At 69.3% G+C, this 15174-nt stretch carries 10 protein-coding genes and 2 pseudogenes; 4 read left to right on the top strand and 8 right to left on the bottom strand.

The window, feature by feature from the left end:
* The first annotated feature begins 269 nt into the window (after positions 1 to 269).
* Both gcvH and ACWEBX_RS32810 read left to right on the top strand, forming a co-directional pair.
* Positions 270 to 653 (top strand): glycine cleavage system protein GcvH, encoded by a 384-nt coding sequence (gene gcvH / locus ACWEBX_RS32815; protein WP_451888413.1) that lies wholly within the window; start codon positions 270 to 272, stop codon positions 651 to 653.
* A gap of 262 nt (positions 654 to 915) precedes the next feature.
* Positions 916 to 1383, top strand: coding sequence for an NUDIX domain-containing protein (locus tag ACWEBX_RS32810; protein WP_451888412.1), 468 nt, complete (start codon positions 916 to 918; stop codon positions 1381 to 1383).
* Positions 1384 to 1487: 104 nt separating this feature from the next.
* Here ACWEBX_RS32810 and ACWEBX_RS32805 read toward each other — a convergent pair whose 3' ends face one another.
* The 4 genes and pseudogenes from ACWEBX_RS32805 to ACWEBX_RS32790 form a co-directional block, all read right to left on the bottom strand.
* Positions 1488 to 2759 carry a serine hydrolase domain-containing protein gene (locus ACWEBX_RS32805; RefSeq protein ID WP_451888411.1) on the bottom strand — a complete coding sequence of 424 codons (1272 nt, stop codon included), beginning with the start codon at positions 2757 to 2759 and terminating at the stop codon, positions 1488 to 1490.
* 150 nt (positions 2760 to 2909) lie between these two features.
* The gene (locus tag ACWEBX_RS32800) at positions 2910 to 4196 is read right to left on the bottom strand and encodes a hypothetical protein (protein WP_451888410.1); all 1287 of its coding nucleotides are present in this window, start codon (positions 4194 to 4196) and stop codon (positions 2910 to 2912) included.
* Positions 4197 to 4738: 542 nt separating this feature from the next.
* Complete coding sequence (locus tag ACWEBX_RS32795; protein ID WP_451888409.1) at positions 4739 to 6322, bottom strand: hypothetical protein; 1584 nt, start codon at positions 6320 to 6322, stop codon at positions 4739 to 4741.
* A gap of 237 nt (positions 6323 to 6559) precedes the next feature.
* Positions 6560 to 6679, bottom strand: a pseudogene (locus ACWEBX_RS32790) (oxidoreductase); the annotation flags it as partial.
* A gap of 150 nt (positions 6680 to 6829) precedes the next feature.
* On the opposite strand from ACWEBX_RS32790, the gene ACWEBX_RS32785 reads away from it, so the two are divergent.
* Positions 6830 to 8194: a HEAT repeat domain-containing protein gene (locus ACWEBX_RS32785; RefSeq protein ID WP_451888408.1), complete on the top strand. Its 1365-nt coding sequence runs from the start codon at positions 6830 to 6832 to the stop codon at positions 8192 to 8194.
* 283 nt (positions 8195 to 8477) lie between these two features.
* On the opposite strand, the gene ACWEBX_RS32780 is transcribed toward ACWEBX_RS32785, so the two are convergent.
* Together ACWEBX_RS32780 and ACWEBX_RS32775 are read right to left on the bottom strand one after the other, a co-directional pair.
* Entirely contained in the window at positions 8478 to 8783 is a 306-nt protein-coding gene (locus tag ACWEBX_RS32780) for a ricin-type beta-trefoil lectin domain protein (RefSeq protein ID WP_451888414.1), read from the bottom strand.
* Positions 8784 to 8897: 114 nt separating this feature from the next.
* On the bottom strand, positions 8898 to 10382 hold the full coding sequence (locus ACWEBX_RS32775) for an endonuclease/exonuclease/phosphatase family protein (protein ID WP_451888407.1): 1485 nt from the start codon (positions 10380 to 10382) through the stop codon (positions 8898 to 8900).
* 2084 nt (positions 10383 to 12466) lie between these two features.
* Here ACWEBX_RS32775 and ACWEBX_RS32770 point away from each other — a divergent pair.
* Positions 12467 to 12559: pseudogene (locus tag ACWEBX_RS32770) on the top strand (IS5/IS1182 family transposase); the annotation flags it as partial.
* Between the two features lie 119 nt (positions 12560 to 12678).
* Here ACWEBX_RS32770 and ACWEBX_RS32765 read toward each other — a convergent pair.
* Positions 12679 to 13254, bottom strand: coding sequence for a hypothetical protein (locus ACWEBX_RS32765; RefSeq protein WP_451888415.1), 576 nt, complete (start codon positions 13252 to 13254; stop codon positions 12679 to 12681).
* A gap of 1082 nt (positions 13255 to 14336) precedes the next feature.
* The gene (locus ACWEBX_RS32760) at positions 14337 to 15065 is read right to left on the bottom strand and encodes a WD40 repeat domain-containing protein (RefSeq protein WP_451888406.1); all 729 of its coding nucleotides are present in this window, start codon (positions 15063 to 15065) and stop codon (positions 14337 to 14339) included.
* Positions 15066 to 15174: the final 109 nt, after the last annotated feature.

Here is a 15174-nt window from a genome sequence, read left to right as displayed (position 1 = left end):
GGCACAAGTCGTCCCACAGCTCGATCCAGATCTGTCTGTCGTCCTCACCCCCCAGACGGGCGAAGGCGGCGGCCAGATCGTCGGAAGGTCTCGCGGTCATGTCACCGGATCATTCCAGGGGCGGATCCGTACCGGAGGGCGGGGTGCCGGAGTCTGGCGAGCTGACGAAACCATCCTTCGGCCGCCCGTCCGCGTGGAAGCCGTCGTCACGCGTCACGGCGTGACAATCTGCCACTCAGTGATCACTTTGCATTCCGAAAGGGGCTGTGATGTCAACCATTCCGAAAGACCTCAAGTACACGGACGACCACGAGTGGGCGCTCTTCGAAGCGGACGGGACGGTGACGGTCGGGATCACCGACCACGCGCAGAAGCAGCTCGGGGACGTCGTGTTCGTGGATCTGCCCATGGTGGGCAAGAAGGTCGAGGCCGGTGAGGCCGTCGGCACCATCGAGTCGGTCAAGGCCGCCACGGAGATCTTCGCTCCGGTCGGCGGCGAGATGATCCTGGCGAACGATGACGTCCTCGAACAGCCCGAGGAACTGAACGACGACCCCTACGGTTGCTGGCTGTTCAAGATCAAGCCGGGAGAGGGCGACTCCGCCAGGAACCTGCTTTCGGCAGCCGCGTACAAGAAGTTGATCGGCGACTGACGGTCCCGATCGCGCCGGCCGCGCCTGGGGCCCGGCAGGTGCCGGGCCCCAGGGGGCGCGCTGAGCCGCCGGTCACGCGCCCGCGCCACGGGATGTGCCCCCGCGACAACGGGATACGTGCCCGCGACACGGGATGTGCCTCCGTCGCCCGCGCCTCCCGTGACCGGGCCCGTCAGCGGTGCGGCCGTCGGTCACACCGAGCGCGGGGCGGTCCCACCGACAATGAAGGACGCGTCGTGTCCTGCGGAGTGAGGGAGGAAGTATGGGCGACAGCGGTCGCGGATACGTCAGGGACCGGCGAGGGTGCCGCCATTGGGGCCCGCACGGCGCGGCGGGTCTGCTCCTGCGTCAGGATGGCCGGTTCCTGCTCCAGCGCCGTTCCTGGCGGGTCCATCACGGTCGTACGTGGAGCACTCCGGGTGGCGCGCTGCACACCGGGGAGAGCCCGTGGGACGGGGCCCGCCGGGAGTTCGCGGAGGAACTGGGCGGTGTTCCGGAACTCCGTCCGGTCCACACCTTCGTCGACGATCACGGTGGATGGGCCTACCACACCGTCGTCGCGGAGGTCACCGAGCCGTTCGTCCCGCGCCGTGGGGACGGCGAAGGGTCCGCCTACCGGTGGTGCGCCCCAGCGGAGATCGACTCGCTTCGCCTGCACCCCGGATTCGCGGCCACCTGGCCGCAGTTGCTCGCCTGCGTGGACGGCATGCACGGGATGGACGGACTCTGACTCCGACGGTCCTCTCCCGTCTCCTCCCGCTCGGACGGTTCGTGGGAACACGTGTGGGGCCGGGCCGCCGACGCGGCCCGGCCCCACACGTCATGTCCCGATGCTCAGGACGGCGAGACGCCGAACACTTCCGAGAGGATCAGCTTCGTCAACTCGTCGGAGGGAGCGGTACCGTCGGGTGACTGGTTGAGGTTGACCAGGACGACGACGGTCGCCTTCCGCTTCGGGTCGTATCCCACGAAGCTGTTGTAGCCGGGGATCTGGCCGTCGTGGCCGAGGAAGCCGGAGAAGTCGACGATGCCCAGGCCGTACGTGGGCGTGCCCGGCACGCCCGAGGTGGGGACGAAGTCGAGCCGCTGGCGCTGGGTCCGCGGGCTGAGGAGCTTTCCGTCGGCGAGCGCGGGGGCCCAGCGCAGCAGGTCGTCCAGTGTGGAGATGCCGCCGCCGGCCGCCCAGGCCCACGACGGGTTCACGTCGGTGGCGTCCTCCGGGTTGCCCGCCGACCAGTCGGCCCAGGCGGCGTCCTTCCCCGTGAGCACCGGTGCGGTGAGGCTGTCCACGTTGCTGATGAACTGGTAGCCGCGCGGGTGCGGTGCGGGGAAGGCCGTGTCGGTGGCCAGGTTGGTGTGCGGCATGCCGACCGGGCGGAAGACACGGTCACGCAGCAGTGACGTGAGCGGTCGGTGCGTGAGCTTCTCGGCGATCAGCCCGAGCAGGACGTAGTTGGTGTTGGAGTAGTGCCAGCCCTGCCCCGGCGGGAAGTAGGGCTGGTGCCGGAACGCGATCGCGAGCAGTTCCTCGGGCGTCCACTGCGTCTCGGGACGGTCGTCGAGCATCTGGTTGAAGCGCAGGTCCTCGCTGTAGTTGTAGAGGCCGCTGGTCATCTGGAGCAGTTGACGGATGGTGATGTTGCGCCCGTTCGGTACACCGCGCAGGTAGCGCGACACCGGGGCGTCCAGCTTGATCCGGCCCTCGTCGACGAGTTCCAGGATCACCGTGGCGGTGAACGTCTTGGTGATGCTGCCGATCCGGAAGTGCTCGTCGGCCGCGATCGGCTTTCCCGTTTTGAGCGACTCCGTGCCGAGCGTTGTGGTCCAGGTGCCCCACTGCGGAGTGCGGATCGACACCACCGCTGCGGGGACACGCAGCCGCTGCATCAGGGCGATCAGATCGGGTGTCAGCGTCTTGGCGAAGGGCGGAGCACCGTCCTTCGGGTGGTGGACGTCGCTGACGGCGCTGGGCGTGGCCAGGGCCGGCGCGACGGGTGTCAGGGCCAGCAGCGTGGCGGAGAGCAGGACGGTGAGCCGGGAACGCCGCCGGGTCGGCGCGGAGGTGCGCCGGTGGCGTACGAGGGAGCGGGGGAGCCGGGTCGGCATGATGGGTCCGTTTCGTCCAGTGGATCGACGCCCCCAGGGATACCTCCCGGCCTCGGCGACGGCGCACCGTTGGGCCACCGGTGGGCGTTTCCGTGCCGACACTCACCCTCCCCCACTGCACGGTGACAGGCCGTCAGAACGACGGCCGGGTCAGACCGTACGCGCGCCCATGCCCATGCCCATGCCAGTGCCTATGCCAGTGCCGGTACGGGCGCCGGTGCCGTCCGCGGACTCGGTGGACGCCAGACGTTCGCGCGCAGCGGCCCGTACCTCGGGCGTCTCCATCGGGTCGTCGAGCAGGGCCGCGATCCGCTCCAGTGTCTCCGGGGCGGCCGGCGCCGACGCGATCGCGGTCAGCCGTGCCGTCTCCTCGCAGTCCCAGAGGGACTCGGACCAGGCGTGGTCCAGGCCGCTCCGGTCGATGGCGGCCAGGGCCTTCAGATACGCGGTCCGCTCGTACGAGTGCGGGGTGTGGAGCCAGAAGCGTCGCAGGTAGGGCAGCGCTTCGGCGGCGTCGGGACCGAGAAGGGCCAGGCGCCGGGCCGTCCGGTCGGGGCCACACCAAGCGCGCGCCGACCACTGCCCGGCCAGTTCTCGTACGAGCCCCGGCAGGTCCTCGGGGGAAGGATGGTCGGCCAGGACGTCCGCTCCGAGCTCGGCCAGCCACGGACGCCGGTCCTTCGCCCAGTCACGCGCTGCCGGTACGGCGAGGGTGTCGAGGCGTTCGACCGCGCGCCTGAGCAGCGGCAGGGGCCGACGGCCGTCCTGGGTGCCCAGTGAGGGAACCAGCGGGAGCAGCCTCTCGTCGGGCTCCCTGCAGTTCAGCGCGCGCAGCGCGTCGAACTTGGCCTCGTCCGTGGTGCGTTCGTCGCGGAGCAGGGTGAGCAGTTCGCCGGTGCCGAGTCCGTCCAGGGTCGGCCGGGGAACCGGTGGGTGGTTCCGTACCTCGATCCCGAACCGGGTCCACGGCTCGAAGTACCACGGGAGTTCCGGTTCTTCCCCGATCCGGGCGCGCGCGATGTCACCGAGGTCGTCCCACCACTCGGTCGGCCAGCCGATCGAGACCGACTCCAGGACGCGGGCCCAGTGCGCGCCTTCGCGGATGTACGTACGCAGCGCTTCCCTGGCCGCTTCCGAGCCCGAGAGGGCCAGTAGTTCCAGGACGTCACACGCCCGCAGACAGGTCTCCTCGTCGCCCGCGAGCCGACGCAGGACCGGGGTGAGGGACAGGCCCAGATCGCGGACGAGCCGGGCCAGATACAGACAGCGGTCGTCGGTCGAGTCCCAGCGCCAGTCACGGCGGATGCCGTCGTACACGAACGCGGCGGCTTCCTGCGGGTCCCGGAGTGCCCGCACCGCGCCGAGGCCGCGCCCTCGTTGCAGCAGGCCTTCCAGGGACTCGATGCGGGCGTACACCATCTCGTGCTCATCACTCATCATCTCGACCCTGCCCGATCGACTGACGGATCGCCAGGCGTTTTCGCCGCCGGCGGGCATCACTCCGGGGCATGGCCCGGCGGCGAGCGCTCGCGGATTCCGCCACGGCGTCCTGCCGTACATTCGGTCCGTGGCGGCCCAGGCGCACGCCATCACTCTTGAGGGGTTCCTTGAAGGATTTCTTGAACTCCGGCCCTGGGAAGCTACCTTCCGTGCCCTCGGTTACTTCGGCCCGGGTGCCGCCCCGTTCGTGAACCGTGAAGTGCTCCGAGCCAATCGTCGGCCACGTCTTCGCCCGCGCCGGGCTGAAGCCGGTCGTTGCACCCATGACCTCCGACGGGCTCATCGAGGAGTGAGATATCGCCCAAGGGCCTGGTTGTGCCGCGCAGCGTCACGGATGCTGTCCTGCGGAGCAGGAGAGCGCAGGTACCACCACGGCCGACGCGCAGCGTCATGGGACCCCCGGTAGGCGTGATCGGGCTGCCCTTCCTGTCATCACCACTCGTTCTCCGAAGAGCGCGGCGTGCGGCCAGCAGGGTCTTCTACGCCGTCGGTCGTGCCGGTCGGCCGTTCGTCTCCACCAGTCGGCGGGCCGTGTCCGGATCCAGCGCCGGGTTCGCGGCGGCAGCGTGGGCCAAGTCCTCGTCGTCAAGGAGTTCCGCCAGCCGGGACTGCGGAAGGTTCGGGTGGCGCGTCGCCGCGGCCCTCACAGCACGGTCCGGGTCCTGGGAGAGCCGCTCGATGGCTGCCGACCCGGTTCCGGGGTCGCGTGCGGCCAAGGCCCGGACCGCAGGGTCCTCGTGGTCGGCGAAGGCGGTCAGTCCGCTGGTCGGGAAGTTTGGCCGTGTGGTGAGGTGGCTGCGCTCGGGACCGGTGTACTCGAGGAAACTGCGCAACAGAAGTGGCGCGGGGGCGTCTGGATGGTTCTGGGCCAGCAGGACGCGTACCCCGAGGTCGTCGTCGCCGGCCAGGCGCGCGACGAGGTCCGGCGGTAGCAGGTGATTCCTGGCCGCCTGCCGGCGCAGCAGTGGGTGGTTGGAGAGTGCGTTTCGGCGGACGGCCTCGGGATCCTGGGGTGTCTGGGGCGTGGGGTGGAAGACGAAGGCATGGTCCAGGGGGACTTCGTAGTCGATCCGGGTGCGTTCCTCCTCGCTCAGTTGCGGGTGGACGGACACGGCCAGGCGGACGTTGGGGTCGCGGTCCGTCGCGAGCGCCCGGCATTCGGCCGGTACCAGGTCCGCGCGGTATGCGACCCTCGTGCGTACGTCCGGGTCCGGGTCGGCGACGAGCGCGCGGCGTTCGGCGGGTCGCAGGTCTGCACGGCGCGCGATCCGGCCTCGTATCTCCGGGTCCGGATCGGCGGCCAGGAGGACCACGACGTCGGGAGGGAGGGTGGGGTTGACGGCGATCATCGCCTTGTCCTCCGTGTCGACGGAAGTTGCGAGGACGCTGTCCACCACGGCTCTGCTGAGAGCCCTGTGGAGCAGCATGTCGGTGCGGGCGTGGCACGGCCGGTCGGGGAGCGCGCTCTCCACCCACGCCGGGTCCTGGAGGCGCGCATGTCGCCACGCCTCCTCCCGGACGCCGTCGTCGGGGTCTGTCAGCAGTGCGGCCCGTAGGTCGGAGGACAGTGACGCCCACATGCCGACCCCCCAACGGCGGACCTTCGCGATCGGATGCGTGGGCATGGACCGGCGCAGCCCGGTGGAGATCTGCTGGTAGAAGGGGCCGCCCAAGAGCCCGTCCTCATACGTGCTGATCATGCGGACGACGGCCTCGTCGGGCAGGGGCCGGGGCCGGGCAGGGAAGGCCACCCGGGGTCCCTCGGCCAGGTGGGCGCGGACGAACCACTCGGGATCGTCCAGCAGCCGGACCCGCTGGGCCGGATCGACATGGGGGTTACGGGCGAAGAAGCTGCGGGCGTAGGCGTCGGGGTGCTCGATCACCGCGTCGACGACGGCGTCGGGCAGGACCCGGTCTCGGCACAGCACCATCTGCACTGCCGGCGGACCGTCGGCGAGCAGCCGCAGCAGGATGCTCGCCGACACGGACGGGTTGAGAGCCAGCCCGGAGAGCCGACGGGCGGGGAGATCGGCGTCCGCCCAGATCTGCTCAGGCGTAGGCATGCTGTGTGCTCCCCAAAGTGTCGACCAGCCTGGTGAAACTCCTTCCACGACCCTATCCGCCTCACACAGCGACGGGCCGAGCGGCGACCGGCGCTGTCTGGAGGCCGTACGGACGGTCACGCGCCGCAGAGGCGGGCATCCCGAGTCCGACACGGGGTGGGGTACATGCGATGCGAACTGCGGAGTCGGTCTCCAGCGGGCCTGTTCCGAGCCGGAAGGCCAAAGCTCAGGCTGGTGGCCGATCTTGTCCAGCTCGGCGAGCTCCTCGTCGGAGAGTGGGAGTCCCGCGCCGGCGACGTTCTCACGCAGGTGCTCCGCCGACGACGTGCCGGGAATCAGCAGGATGTTCGGCGACCGCGCGCAGTTCGGTGGTCACTCATCGATCATGTCAGGCCGCGGGCAGGAGATGGCGGGACAACCTTTAGGCATGATAATTCCGGGGCCGTACGTCCGCCCCTCCCCGGTGAGTTGCGGGCCCTGCTCGGCGGGCCGGGGATGTGATGCGGAATGGGGGACAGAAGCGTGGGCGAGACGGAATTCGACAGTCGGCTGAGGTCGGCGGTTCGGGCGGGGGACGCTGAGGCGGTGCGGGATCTGTTGGACAGGGGCGCGGATCCGGACGCGGTGGACTTGGGTGGGCTGCCGGTGCTGTGCGGGGCCGTGGCGGCTTGCGACGCGCCGGTGGCCGAGGCGTTGGTGGAGGGTGGTGCCGATGCTGACCGGGTGTTGCCGGACGGGACCACGCCGCTGTGGCGCGCCGTCGACGGTGGCTCTCCGGCGGTTTTCTCGGCGGTGCTGGGCAAGGAGCCCAGGCTGCGGCTCTCGGAAGCCGCCCGTGAACGGCTGCTCGCCTTGGCCCGGGACTGGTACGAGACGGGCGCGGCCGAGGAACTGCGGCGCAGGACGGGCGCCCAGGGTCCGGCCGCGACGGTCCGCGTTCAGGACGGCGAGTACGACTGGGTTGATCTGGTCTCGCTCGGTGGCCTGAGCGTACGAGCCGGCCACGGGGCCATCCTGACGTCGCTGGAGTGGGCCTTCCGCATCCTGACCCCCGTCGACGAACTGATCGCTCGTGCTGTCGGCCGGCATGACGAGGACCATGTGAACTGGTCGACGGTCTGCTGGATCCTCACCGAGCGCCGCAGCTTTGAGACCTGGTCGGCCGTGGTGGCCCATCGCCACGACCGTGACCCGGTGCATCGCCGGTTCGTGTTGGACTACCTGCGGATGCGGGGGTTCCTCGATATCAGCCCCTACTACGAGAAGAAGGAGAGCGAACTCCTGGCGGCCTGGGCGGCCGAGGAATCGGACGGCGAGATGCTGGCGAAGGTGCTCGACGCCTTCACCGACCGCGACCATCCGGGCCAAGAAGCCATCGGCCTGCGCTACCGCGACCATCCTGACCCGCGCGTACGCCGCGAAGTGCCCTACGCCCTTTCCACGGACCACGTTCCCCGCACCCCGGCGGCCAGGGCCGCCCTGCTCACCCTCGCGCGCGACCCGGACGCCGAGGTGCGGCTCAGGGCGTGTACGGCGAGCATGCGAGACGACGACCTCCTCTCGGAGATCACCCGAGCGCTGCTCCTGCTGACCGAGGACCCGGATCCCGACTCACGGGGTGCGGCCGTAGCGGCATTGGCCGGCTCCCGGGACCGTACGTCCGCGGTCGCCGACGCCCTGGCAGGGCTGCTCGACGAGGACGACCAACTCGTGCGTCTGGAAGCCGCCTACGGTCTCGCCCTGCGCGACGACCCGCGCACCGCCGAGGCGATCGAGCGGGTGGGGCCTCTCGGTGACGGCTTCGAGCACGACCACCGGGCCGACGCGCTCTGGCGGTGGAGGTGGCGGCAGGAGAACTCGGCTGCCGAGTGACGGCCTGTCAGTGCGAACACCGGCCTTGACCGGTAGAGCCATTGCCGGCGAGGCGGTGACCGGCCCCGGCGCGCCTTCGAAGGCGCGCCGGGGCCGGTTCGTCAGGTCGCACCCGCACTTCGGTGAGGCGGTGTTCGCGGCCGTTGTCACCGCTGCTCGGTGGTCGATCGATGCGGTGCGACATCGCGTCGATGACGGCATCAAGTGGTGGGCGATTCCAGGGCCTTCACGCCCTGGCCGCGCGCCTACGCCTTCTTCGCCCGCCGGCGGCACACCGCACTGGTCACCGAGCCCCCGGGTTGTCGTCCGTGGAGCCCCGGGTGGCCCGGCGGGGTTCACGGGTTCGGGGGGTCACCACCTTCCAGCGCTCGGCCAGGTTGTCGTTGCACGAAGCGAGGCCGACGTTGCCATGGTTGGCGTCGGGGGCCAGCAGACACAGGTGGTTGGCTTCGTTGCGGTAGCGGATGGTGCCGTCCGCGTAGGTCTCGGCGAGCCAGCGTTGGCCGGCCGCGTCGACGCCGCGCGCGTCGTCGCACGTCCGCAGCATGGCGTCGGTCTGCGAACGGGCGTGTTCCTCGTGCACGCCCAGGAACCGGTTGTCGCCGTCCAGGCTCTGGAAGCGCAGCAGGTTGTCGCCCGGGTCGACCTGCTGGGTGTTCCAGCCGAAGTCCCTGCGCTCGTAGGCTCCCCAGTAGATCCACCATCAGGGCGGTGTGGGCTGGGTGTAGACGCCAGTGCCGGGTACCGATCCGGAACGGCGTAGGCGGCCACCCAGGAAGGCTGATTCCAGGCGCACGTTGGCGGCGGTCGTCGGCCAGTCCTTGCGCAGCTTGACGGCGTTGTCCCACCAGCGCTGGGAGGCGTCGTCGTCGCTGCACGTCGTCGCGGTCACCTGCCTGTTGGACGGCGTCAGGCAGTGCGTGGGGACGGCCACGTTCCGCCACATCTGCGGTCCGCCGTTGTCCTCGTTCCATGCCGGGTCGGGCCGCGGATCGGTGATTGTCCACTGGGCTCGTGGGTCGTCGCACGGACCGGCGACGATCCGGGAGTCGGAAGTGTCCCGGCGCACGCTGGACGCAAGGGAGACGCAGCCTCTCGCGCCGCCCTGGAGGGTGTGCGTGCCCGCTCCGGTGGTGTTCTCCTGCAAGGTCTGGTTGCTGCCGAAGCGGGCAGGGCCTACGCCGAACGACCCGTCCGGGTTCAGCTGCATTTGGTTGCCGGTGACGGTGGCCAGAGCGATGGGGTAGGTGTGCGAGGGCACGGTTGTCTGGAGCGGCGGCGGCGTCCGGGCGAAGTGCACCTCCGCGTGGTCGGATCCCGCACCGCGCGGACGGATCGCGGTGAAGCCGCCGGGCAGGCCGTGCGTGATCGCGTAGTCGAGTTCGCTGGGTCGGTTGCCGTCGATGTACGTTGGCTGGCCGGTGCGCAGCAGGGTTTCGCCGGCGCGCAGATGCAGGGACTGGTTACGTGCCTCGTCGTCGGTGCGGTTGAGAATGTTCAGGTTGAAGTCGCCGACCAGAACCCAGTTCCGGCCGCGTTGGTCGCTCCTGGCGGCGAAGTCGCGGACTTCGTCGAGCAGTCCGGGTCGATTGCCGCGCCGGACCACGTCCTCGCCGCGGCCGTGGGCGTTCCAGTACCAGGTATTCCCGAACCGCAGGCCCAGCAGCGGACGCGCCCGGTAGCGGTTGTTCGGAGCGTTCGGGTCCGGGTCGTAGGACGGGTTGTCGATGACTTCGACCTGGTCGGCCCGGGCGTCGGAGACGGTCGCCAGGTTCACCCGGCCGCCGGCCCAGGTGTCCTGGCTGGTACCGGTGATCCTGCGGGGGTCGGTCTGGAGGAAGTACACCCAGCGGCGTTCGCGCCGGCTGCTGGTCCCGAACTGCCAGCGCGTGAGCGTGACTTCATCGGGCTGGTGGTGAGGACGGGTCCTGCCGAGCGGGATCGATTCGAAGTTGTCCTGCCGCTGGGGCAAAGGAGGCGGCGGGCCGGAGCCGGCCTCCTGCAGTGCCACCACCGGGTTCCGCCTGACCAGCTGCATGATCTCCGAGCCCCACCGACCGCCGTTGTCGGAGCCGCGCATGTTGTACGTGGCGAAGGGCGACGTGCCGTCACCGTTGACCGCGTACGCGGGCGCAGCGGTCAACGGAACGTTCAGCAGGGCCGCCGCCGCACTCAGGACGGCGACCAAGGCGATGATCCACCGCGGTGATCGCCGTGACGTCCTCGGGGTCCGCAGGTTCCGCGGACGGGATTCTCTACTCAACGATCAAGTCTCTCAGGTTGATCCCCGCGCCGAGCGGCGCGGGGGACTGGTGGGCCCGACGACCTCCTCGTGGCGGCACCATGCCGCCACACCGGCAGCGGGACGGGACCGGGTCGCCTCTGATTCGAGCCGAGCGGGTGGTGCGCGGACTGCCGAACGGGCGGTCGCCGGCCCGTCGGCCAGACGAGACGGAAGATCTCCCTGCGCGGTTCAGACCCCCATCGCTATCCGGCCCTCACCCGTGCCCCGCGCCATGTGCCGGTCGTCAGGCGGCGGACCAGCGCGAATGGAACAGTGAAGCTCGCGTGTGCTCTTGGCCTGGCGACTCGGTGCCGCAGCCCCGGAGCGTCCCAACAAGCGCCCCGGCCTGGAGATATGCCGCGCCCCGCCGTACTTCGAAGCGGCCGGGCGACGTTGTCCTTATTCGGGGTCTTTCGCGGGGAAGGGGAAGCGGGCAGCGGGGTGAGGGTCTTCCGTCGCGGAGGTGTGGGTTGAGCAGCGGGGCCCAGGACACCCCTGACCGATGGGGCGCTTTCCTGCCAATACGTAATCGGCCTGGCTCGTATGGGTGTCGTTGCTGCTGGCCAGAGGCGCGGTCCCCAGGCCAGGGATCTGGCCTGCTCTTCAGCATCTGCGAACCTCGCTCGAGATCCGGGCCGACGGGGTTTCACGCTGGTGATGTGCAGGGTCCGACGTGCGAGTCGCGGCTGACGGCCACCAGTGTTGCGTGGTCGCCGCGCCGACAGGGTCGTGAGCCACGCTTCTAGGGTCCGCGGCATCCGTAACGGCCCGACACATGACCGAGCTCCCGCCCCGGACGATCCTGGTCAGACGCGGAGCATCGGAGACGGGGTCCCGCTCCTGTCGTCGTCGGCAGGAGCGGGACCTCCGGGTGAGCGCATCGGGCGGGGGTCCCGTGTGCGCACTACGCCGTTCAACGACATCCGCGGCTCCCGGATACGAAGCCCGTTCCCGTTCTCGTCGTGTACGGCGGACACACAGGGGGCGAGCGGTGGTGCCGATCGGCACCACCGTGATCAGTAACGTCACACGTCCTGGCTCTGTTGTCGCAGCGGGAAAAGGGGCCTTGGATGTCGAGCCTGATCACCACGCGATCAGACGCTCTCGTGGTGGGCTGACCACGAGATCCACCCTGCTGCGAACGGTCGTTGCCGTCCACTGCTTCGCCCTCACACCGGGCCAGGCGAACCATGCGCCCGAGTTCGAGCACGTCATGGCCACCCTCCGCGTGCTCGGGACAGCTGGCCGATCGCGCACACGAAGACATCACGGGCGGCGGTCCGGTGCGACAGCCCTCCCGTGCGAACTTGACGAACCCGGACGGCTGGAACGGCCGATGCACTACGAGCGCCACGACCGGCCTCGCGTTCAGTGGGCAGGTCCCCCGACTCAAAGCGGACTTCGGAGCCGTGCCGGTCCCTGCGTGTGGCTGCGGGTCTGCTACTGGGGTAAGGGGTTTTGCGGGTCGGGGCCTTCCCGCGCCCCACGGAGTCACCTCGAACTGTGTGAACCCCGGCTTATGTGCGCATCGCACTCGCGGGCCACCGTGCAACCCGGCCCGGAAACGATCTCGCACCCAGGGCCGCCTCGCATCGGTCCGGCAACTCGAGGGCGGCGGGATTCTTGCTCGGCACTGCCGATGCCGAGTGGACGGAGAGTGGGCAGAAGCAACGATCCCGGCGAGCGTTACCCCGCTACCTGGCGATGGGCTGCCTCAAGAGCGGCTACTGGCCCCTGTATTCACCTTCGTTCCACTAGGTGAGGAGGCGTTGCTGTGCCGAGGAACCCGCGGGCTGCGCCGGTGTGACAACCGGACGTGCCAGGTCCAGCTGGTCGCTGCAGGCATCGGAGACAGATTCTGCCCTGGCTGTCGAAGCCTCATCTGTCTCATGACGCTGTGAGGTGCAGGCCGCTCACCGTGGGGAAGGCGCGTCCCGCCGCAGGTGTCGGCGGTCAAGAAATCGGCTGACCGTCGACGCTTAAGGAGGCGCCAACTCCGCACCCGCTACGAGCGCCGAGCTGACCTCCATCAGGGGCTGCTGGAACTGGCTGCCAGCATCATCTGCCTTCGCCGACTCCGGAGATCACTCGGAAGCTCGAACGCGTCAGACGGCGGGCGCGGTCAGCCGGGGAACTCGGGTTGGCTGCCGCAGGGCAGGGGCCGCCTCTATCCGGAAGGCTGCCTCGCCCACCCTCCGCCTCACCTCTTGAGGCGCGCCATCAGCTCGTTCATGTCACTGATCATGGACGGCTCGTACTCGCTGAGTTCAGGTGCTTCAGGCCCGTCGCCGACCTCGTCTTCTTCGTTGTCGTCGGCGGCGGCCTGGTACTGAGTGGACACGGAGAGACTCATCGATAGGACCGCACCGCCGTCCAGGACCCGCAACTCCACCGTGGAGGCCTCCTGGTTCACGAGATACGCCTTGGTGCCAAGGTTCGGAACGGCCCTCACCATCTCTGCAGACACGATGCCGGAGTTGGTGACCCGTCGCTCCGCCTCGAACTCGACGGCCGGGTCGCTCTCTTTGTGAAGGGTCATCTTGACCGCGACGGCGTAGTCGGTGGACCAGCCGTTGCGAGGTTTTTCCGCTTTAGGCTCAAGAGCGATGACGCACTGGACCTGGTCGAGAGCTGCATGCCGCAGCAGCCCCGAGTTGGCAACGGTAATGGAAGACTTTCCAGGCGTGATGGCAGCTGAGATTGCGTGCAGGCGCATGGACGCACAGGAAGCTCGGGTCAGGTCGTAGCCGAGCGTGTCTGGCTTCCGATCGTCCACTCCGTGCAGGAGGATTGCTGTCGTCCAGAGAACCGATGCAGCCAATACCCCGCCGAGGGCCCATGGCCACGGTGCCTGGCGGCCTGTTCGGACCTGGGTCAAGTCCCCCACCACCTCGCGGGTTTCCCCACTGCCGCATTGCTCTGCTATCTCTGGCTCAGAGATCACGCCGTTCCCCCTTTGGTCATGTCTTCTACCTTGGCCCCGATGAGGACCCGCGGCCGGGGTCTACGACCATGTGCTCACAGGGCACAGCACTTTCCACCGACGCGCGTCCTGAACGCCATCTCGTTTGAATACGACCGGCCAGGTACAGCGGAGCTTGCTGCCGTGAGGTCACCTTCCGCGCTCACGGGATACGCCGTGGCCCCTACCTCTCCTCGGCCTCACTCACCATTCAGTAAGGCTGAGAGGCGTGGCAAGTCTCCCACAAGGGCCGATCGCCGTCCCCGGCCCACGACTGCCGCCCGGCCGGTTGCGTCGATCACCACCTCAAGTGCGCGGCGGTCGCCAGCCCGTCGGCCAGACGAGACGGAAGATTTCCCTGCGCGGTTCAGACCCCCATCGATATCCGGTCCCTCACCCGTGCCCCGCGTCGTGCGCCGGTCGTCAGGCGGCGTATCAGCGTGAATGGAACGGTAGACCTCGCGCGTGCGCTTGGCCTGGCGACTCGGTGCCGCGGCCCCGGAGCGTCCCAACAAGGCGCCCCGGCCTGGCGATATACCGCGCCCCGCCGTACTTCGAAGTGGCCGGGCGACGTTGTCCTTATTCGGGGTCTTTCGCAGCTGCCGCAGCTGCGGCACATCGAGGTTCCCGTTGTCCGCGCGTCGTACATCGCACCGTGCCCGCCCGGGTGCTCTCCTTCGCCGGACCAGTTGGCGTCGCCGACGGCGCACTCGCCGTTCCTCCGTCCTCGTCCGAGCCGGACACTGCGCAGGCAGCCCTCCTGCGGAAGGCAGAGGAACTCACCCGCAGACAGGTGGACGCCCTCTGGTGCGAATCCGGTCAACTGGACTGGTGGACCGTCACGGTTACCAGCGCAGGCTCAGGTCCATCCACCTGAACCCTGCGAACCAGTGCGGTCAGAGCACCAGCGACAGCAGGGGGGTCATCCACAGTTGGACCGGGCTGGTTCGGCTGGCAAGGAGGGTGCTGTCGGGAGAAAACGTCACCGAGGTGATCGCGTCCTGGTGGCCGGTACCGGGTTTGCTGACGGGGCGGCGGGTAGGCGAGTTCAACAACTGGACCGTGCCGTCACCACTGCCGGTGGCGAGGAGGGTGCCGTCAGGGGAGAACGTCACCGCGTGAACCGCGCCTTGGTGGCCGGTGAGGGATTCGCCGACGGGTCTGCTCGTGATCGGGTCCCACCAACCGACCGCGCGACCCTCGCCGCCGGTGGCCAGGACGGCGCCGTCAGGAGAGAACACCGCTGGGCTGCTCCCGCCTGTTCCGTCAATTTCAGCCAGTGCGATCAGCCATGCTTGGAGAGCGCAGGCTAAGGCTCTTCTTGCCAAGGGCAAACTCACCCGCGTCGGTTGCGACTGTTCGTACAGCCGGATCGTGCCGTCGCGGCTGCCGGTGGCGAGGAAGGTGCCGTCGGGGGAGAACGCCAGCGCGTAGATCGTGCGCTGGTGGCCGGTGAGTGGTTTGCCGACGGGCCGGCGGGTCACTGGGTCCCACAATCCGACCGTGGCGTCATCGCCGGCAGCGGCCAGAAGGGTGCCGTCGGGGGATTCCTCACCGTCGCGCCCGCGGCAGCCGCTGTCGTTGCCGGCGTCACCAGCGCCGGCATGAGCATCCCGTTCTTGCACGCCCACATTCGATGGCTTGCGCACCGCATGCCAGCAGGCATCGGCACAAGGGCACGGTCCTACTGGCCCTGTACCTCGGCCCTCGCTCAAGTGGCCTGTTGCGCGACGA

Source organism: Streptomyces sp. NPDC005070 (assembly GCF_053600395.1).
The sequence above is the reverse complement of the archived record's forward strand: the minus strand, read 5'-3'. Positions and strand labels throughout refer to the sequence as shown.

Coding starts and splice junctions, on each gene's coding strand:
- gcvH (WP_451888413.1), top strand. CDS start 270: ATGTCAACCATTCCGAAAGACCTCAAGTACACGGACGACCACGAGTGG.
- ACWEBX_RS32810 (WP_451888412.1), top strand. CDS start 916: ATGGGCGACAGCGGTCGCGGATACGTCAGGGACCGGCGAGGGTGCCGC.
- ACWEBX_RS32805 (WP_451888411.1), bottom strand. CDS start 2,759: ATGCCGACCCGGCTCCCCCGCTCCCTCGTACGCCACCGGCGCACCTCC.
- ACWEBX_RS32800 (WP_451888410.1), bottom strand. CDS start 4,196: ATGAGTGATGAGCACGAGATGGTGTACGCCCGCATCGAGTCCCTGGAA.
- ACWEBX_RS32795 (WP_451888409.1), bottom strand. CDS start 6,322: ATGCCTACGCCTGAGCAGATCTGGGCGGACGCCGATCTCCCCGCCCGT.
- ACWEBX_RS32785 (WP_451888408.1), top strand. CDS start 6,830: ATGGGGGACAGAAGCGTGGGCGAGACGGAATTCGACAGTCGGCTGAGG.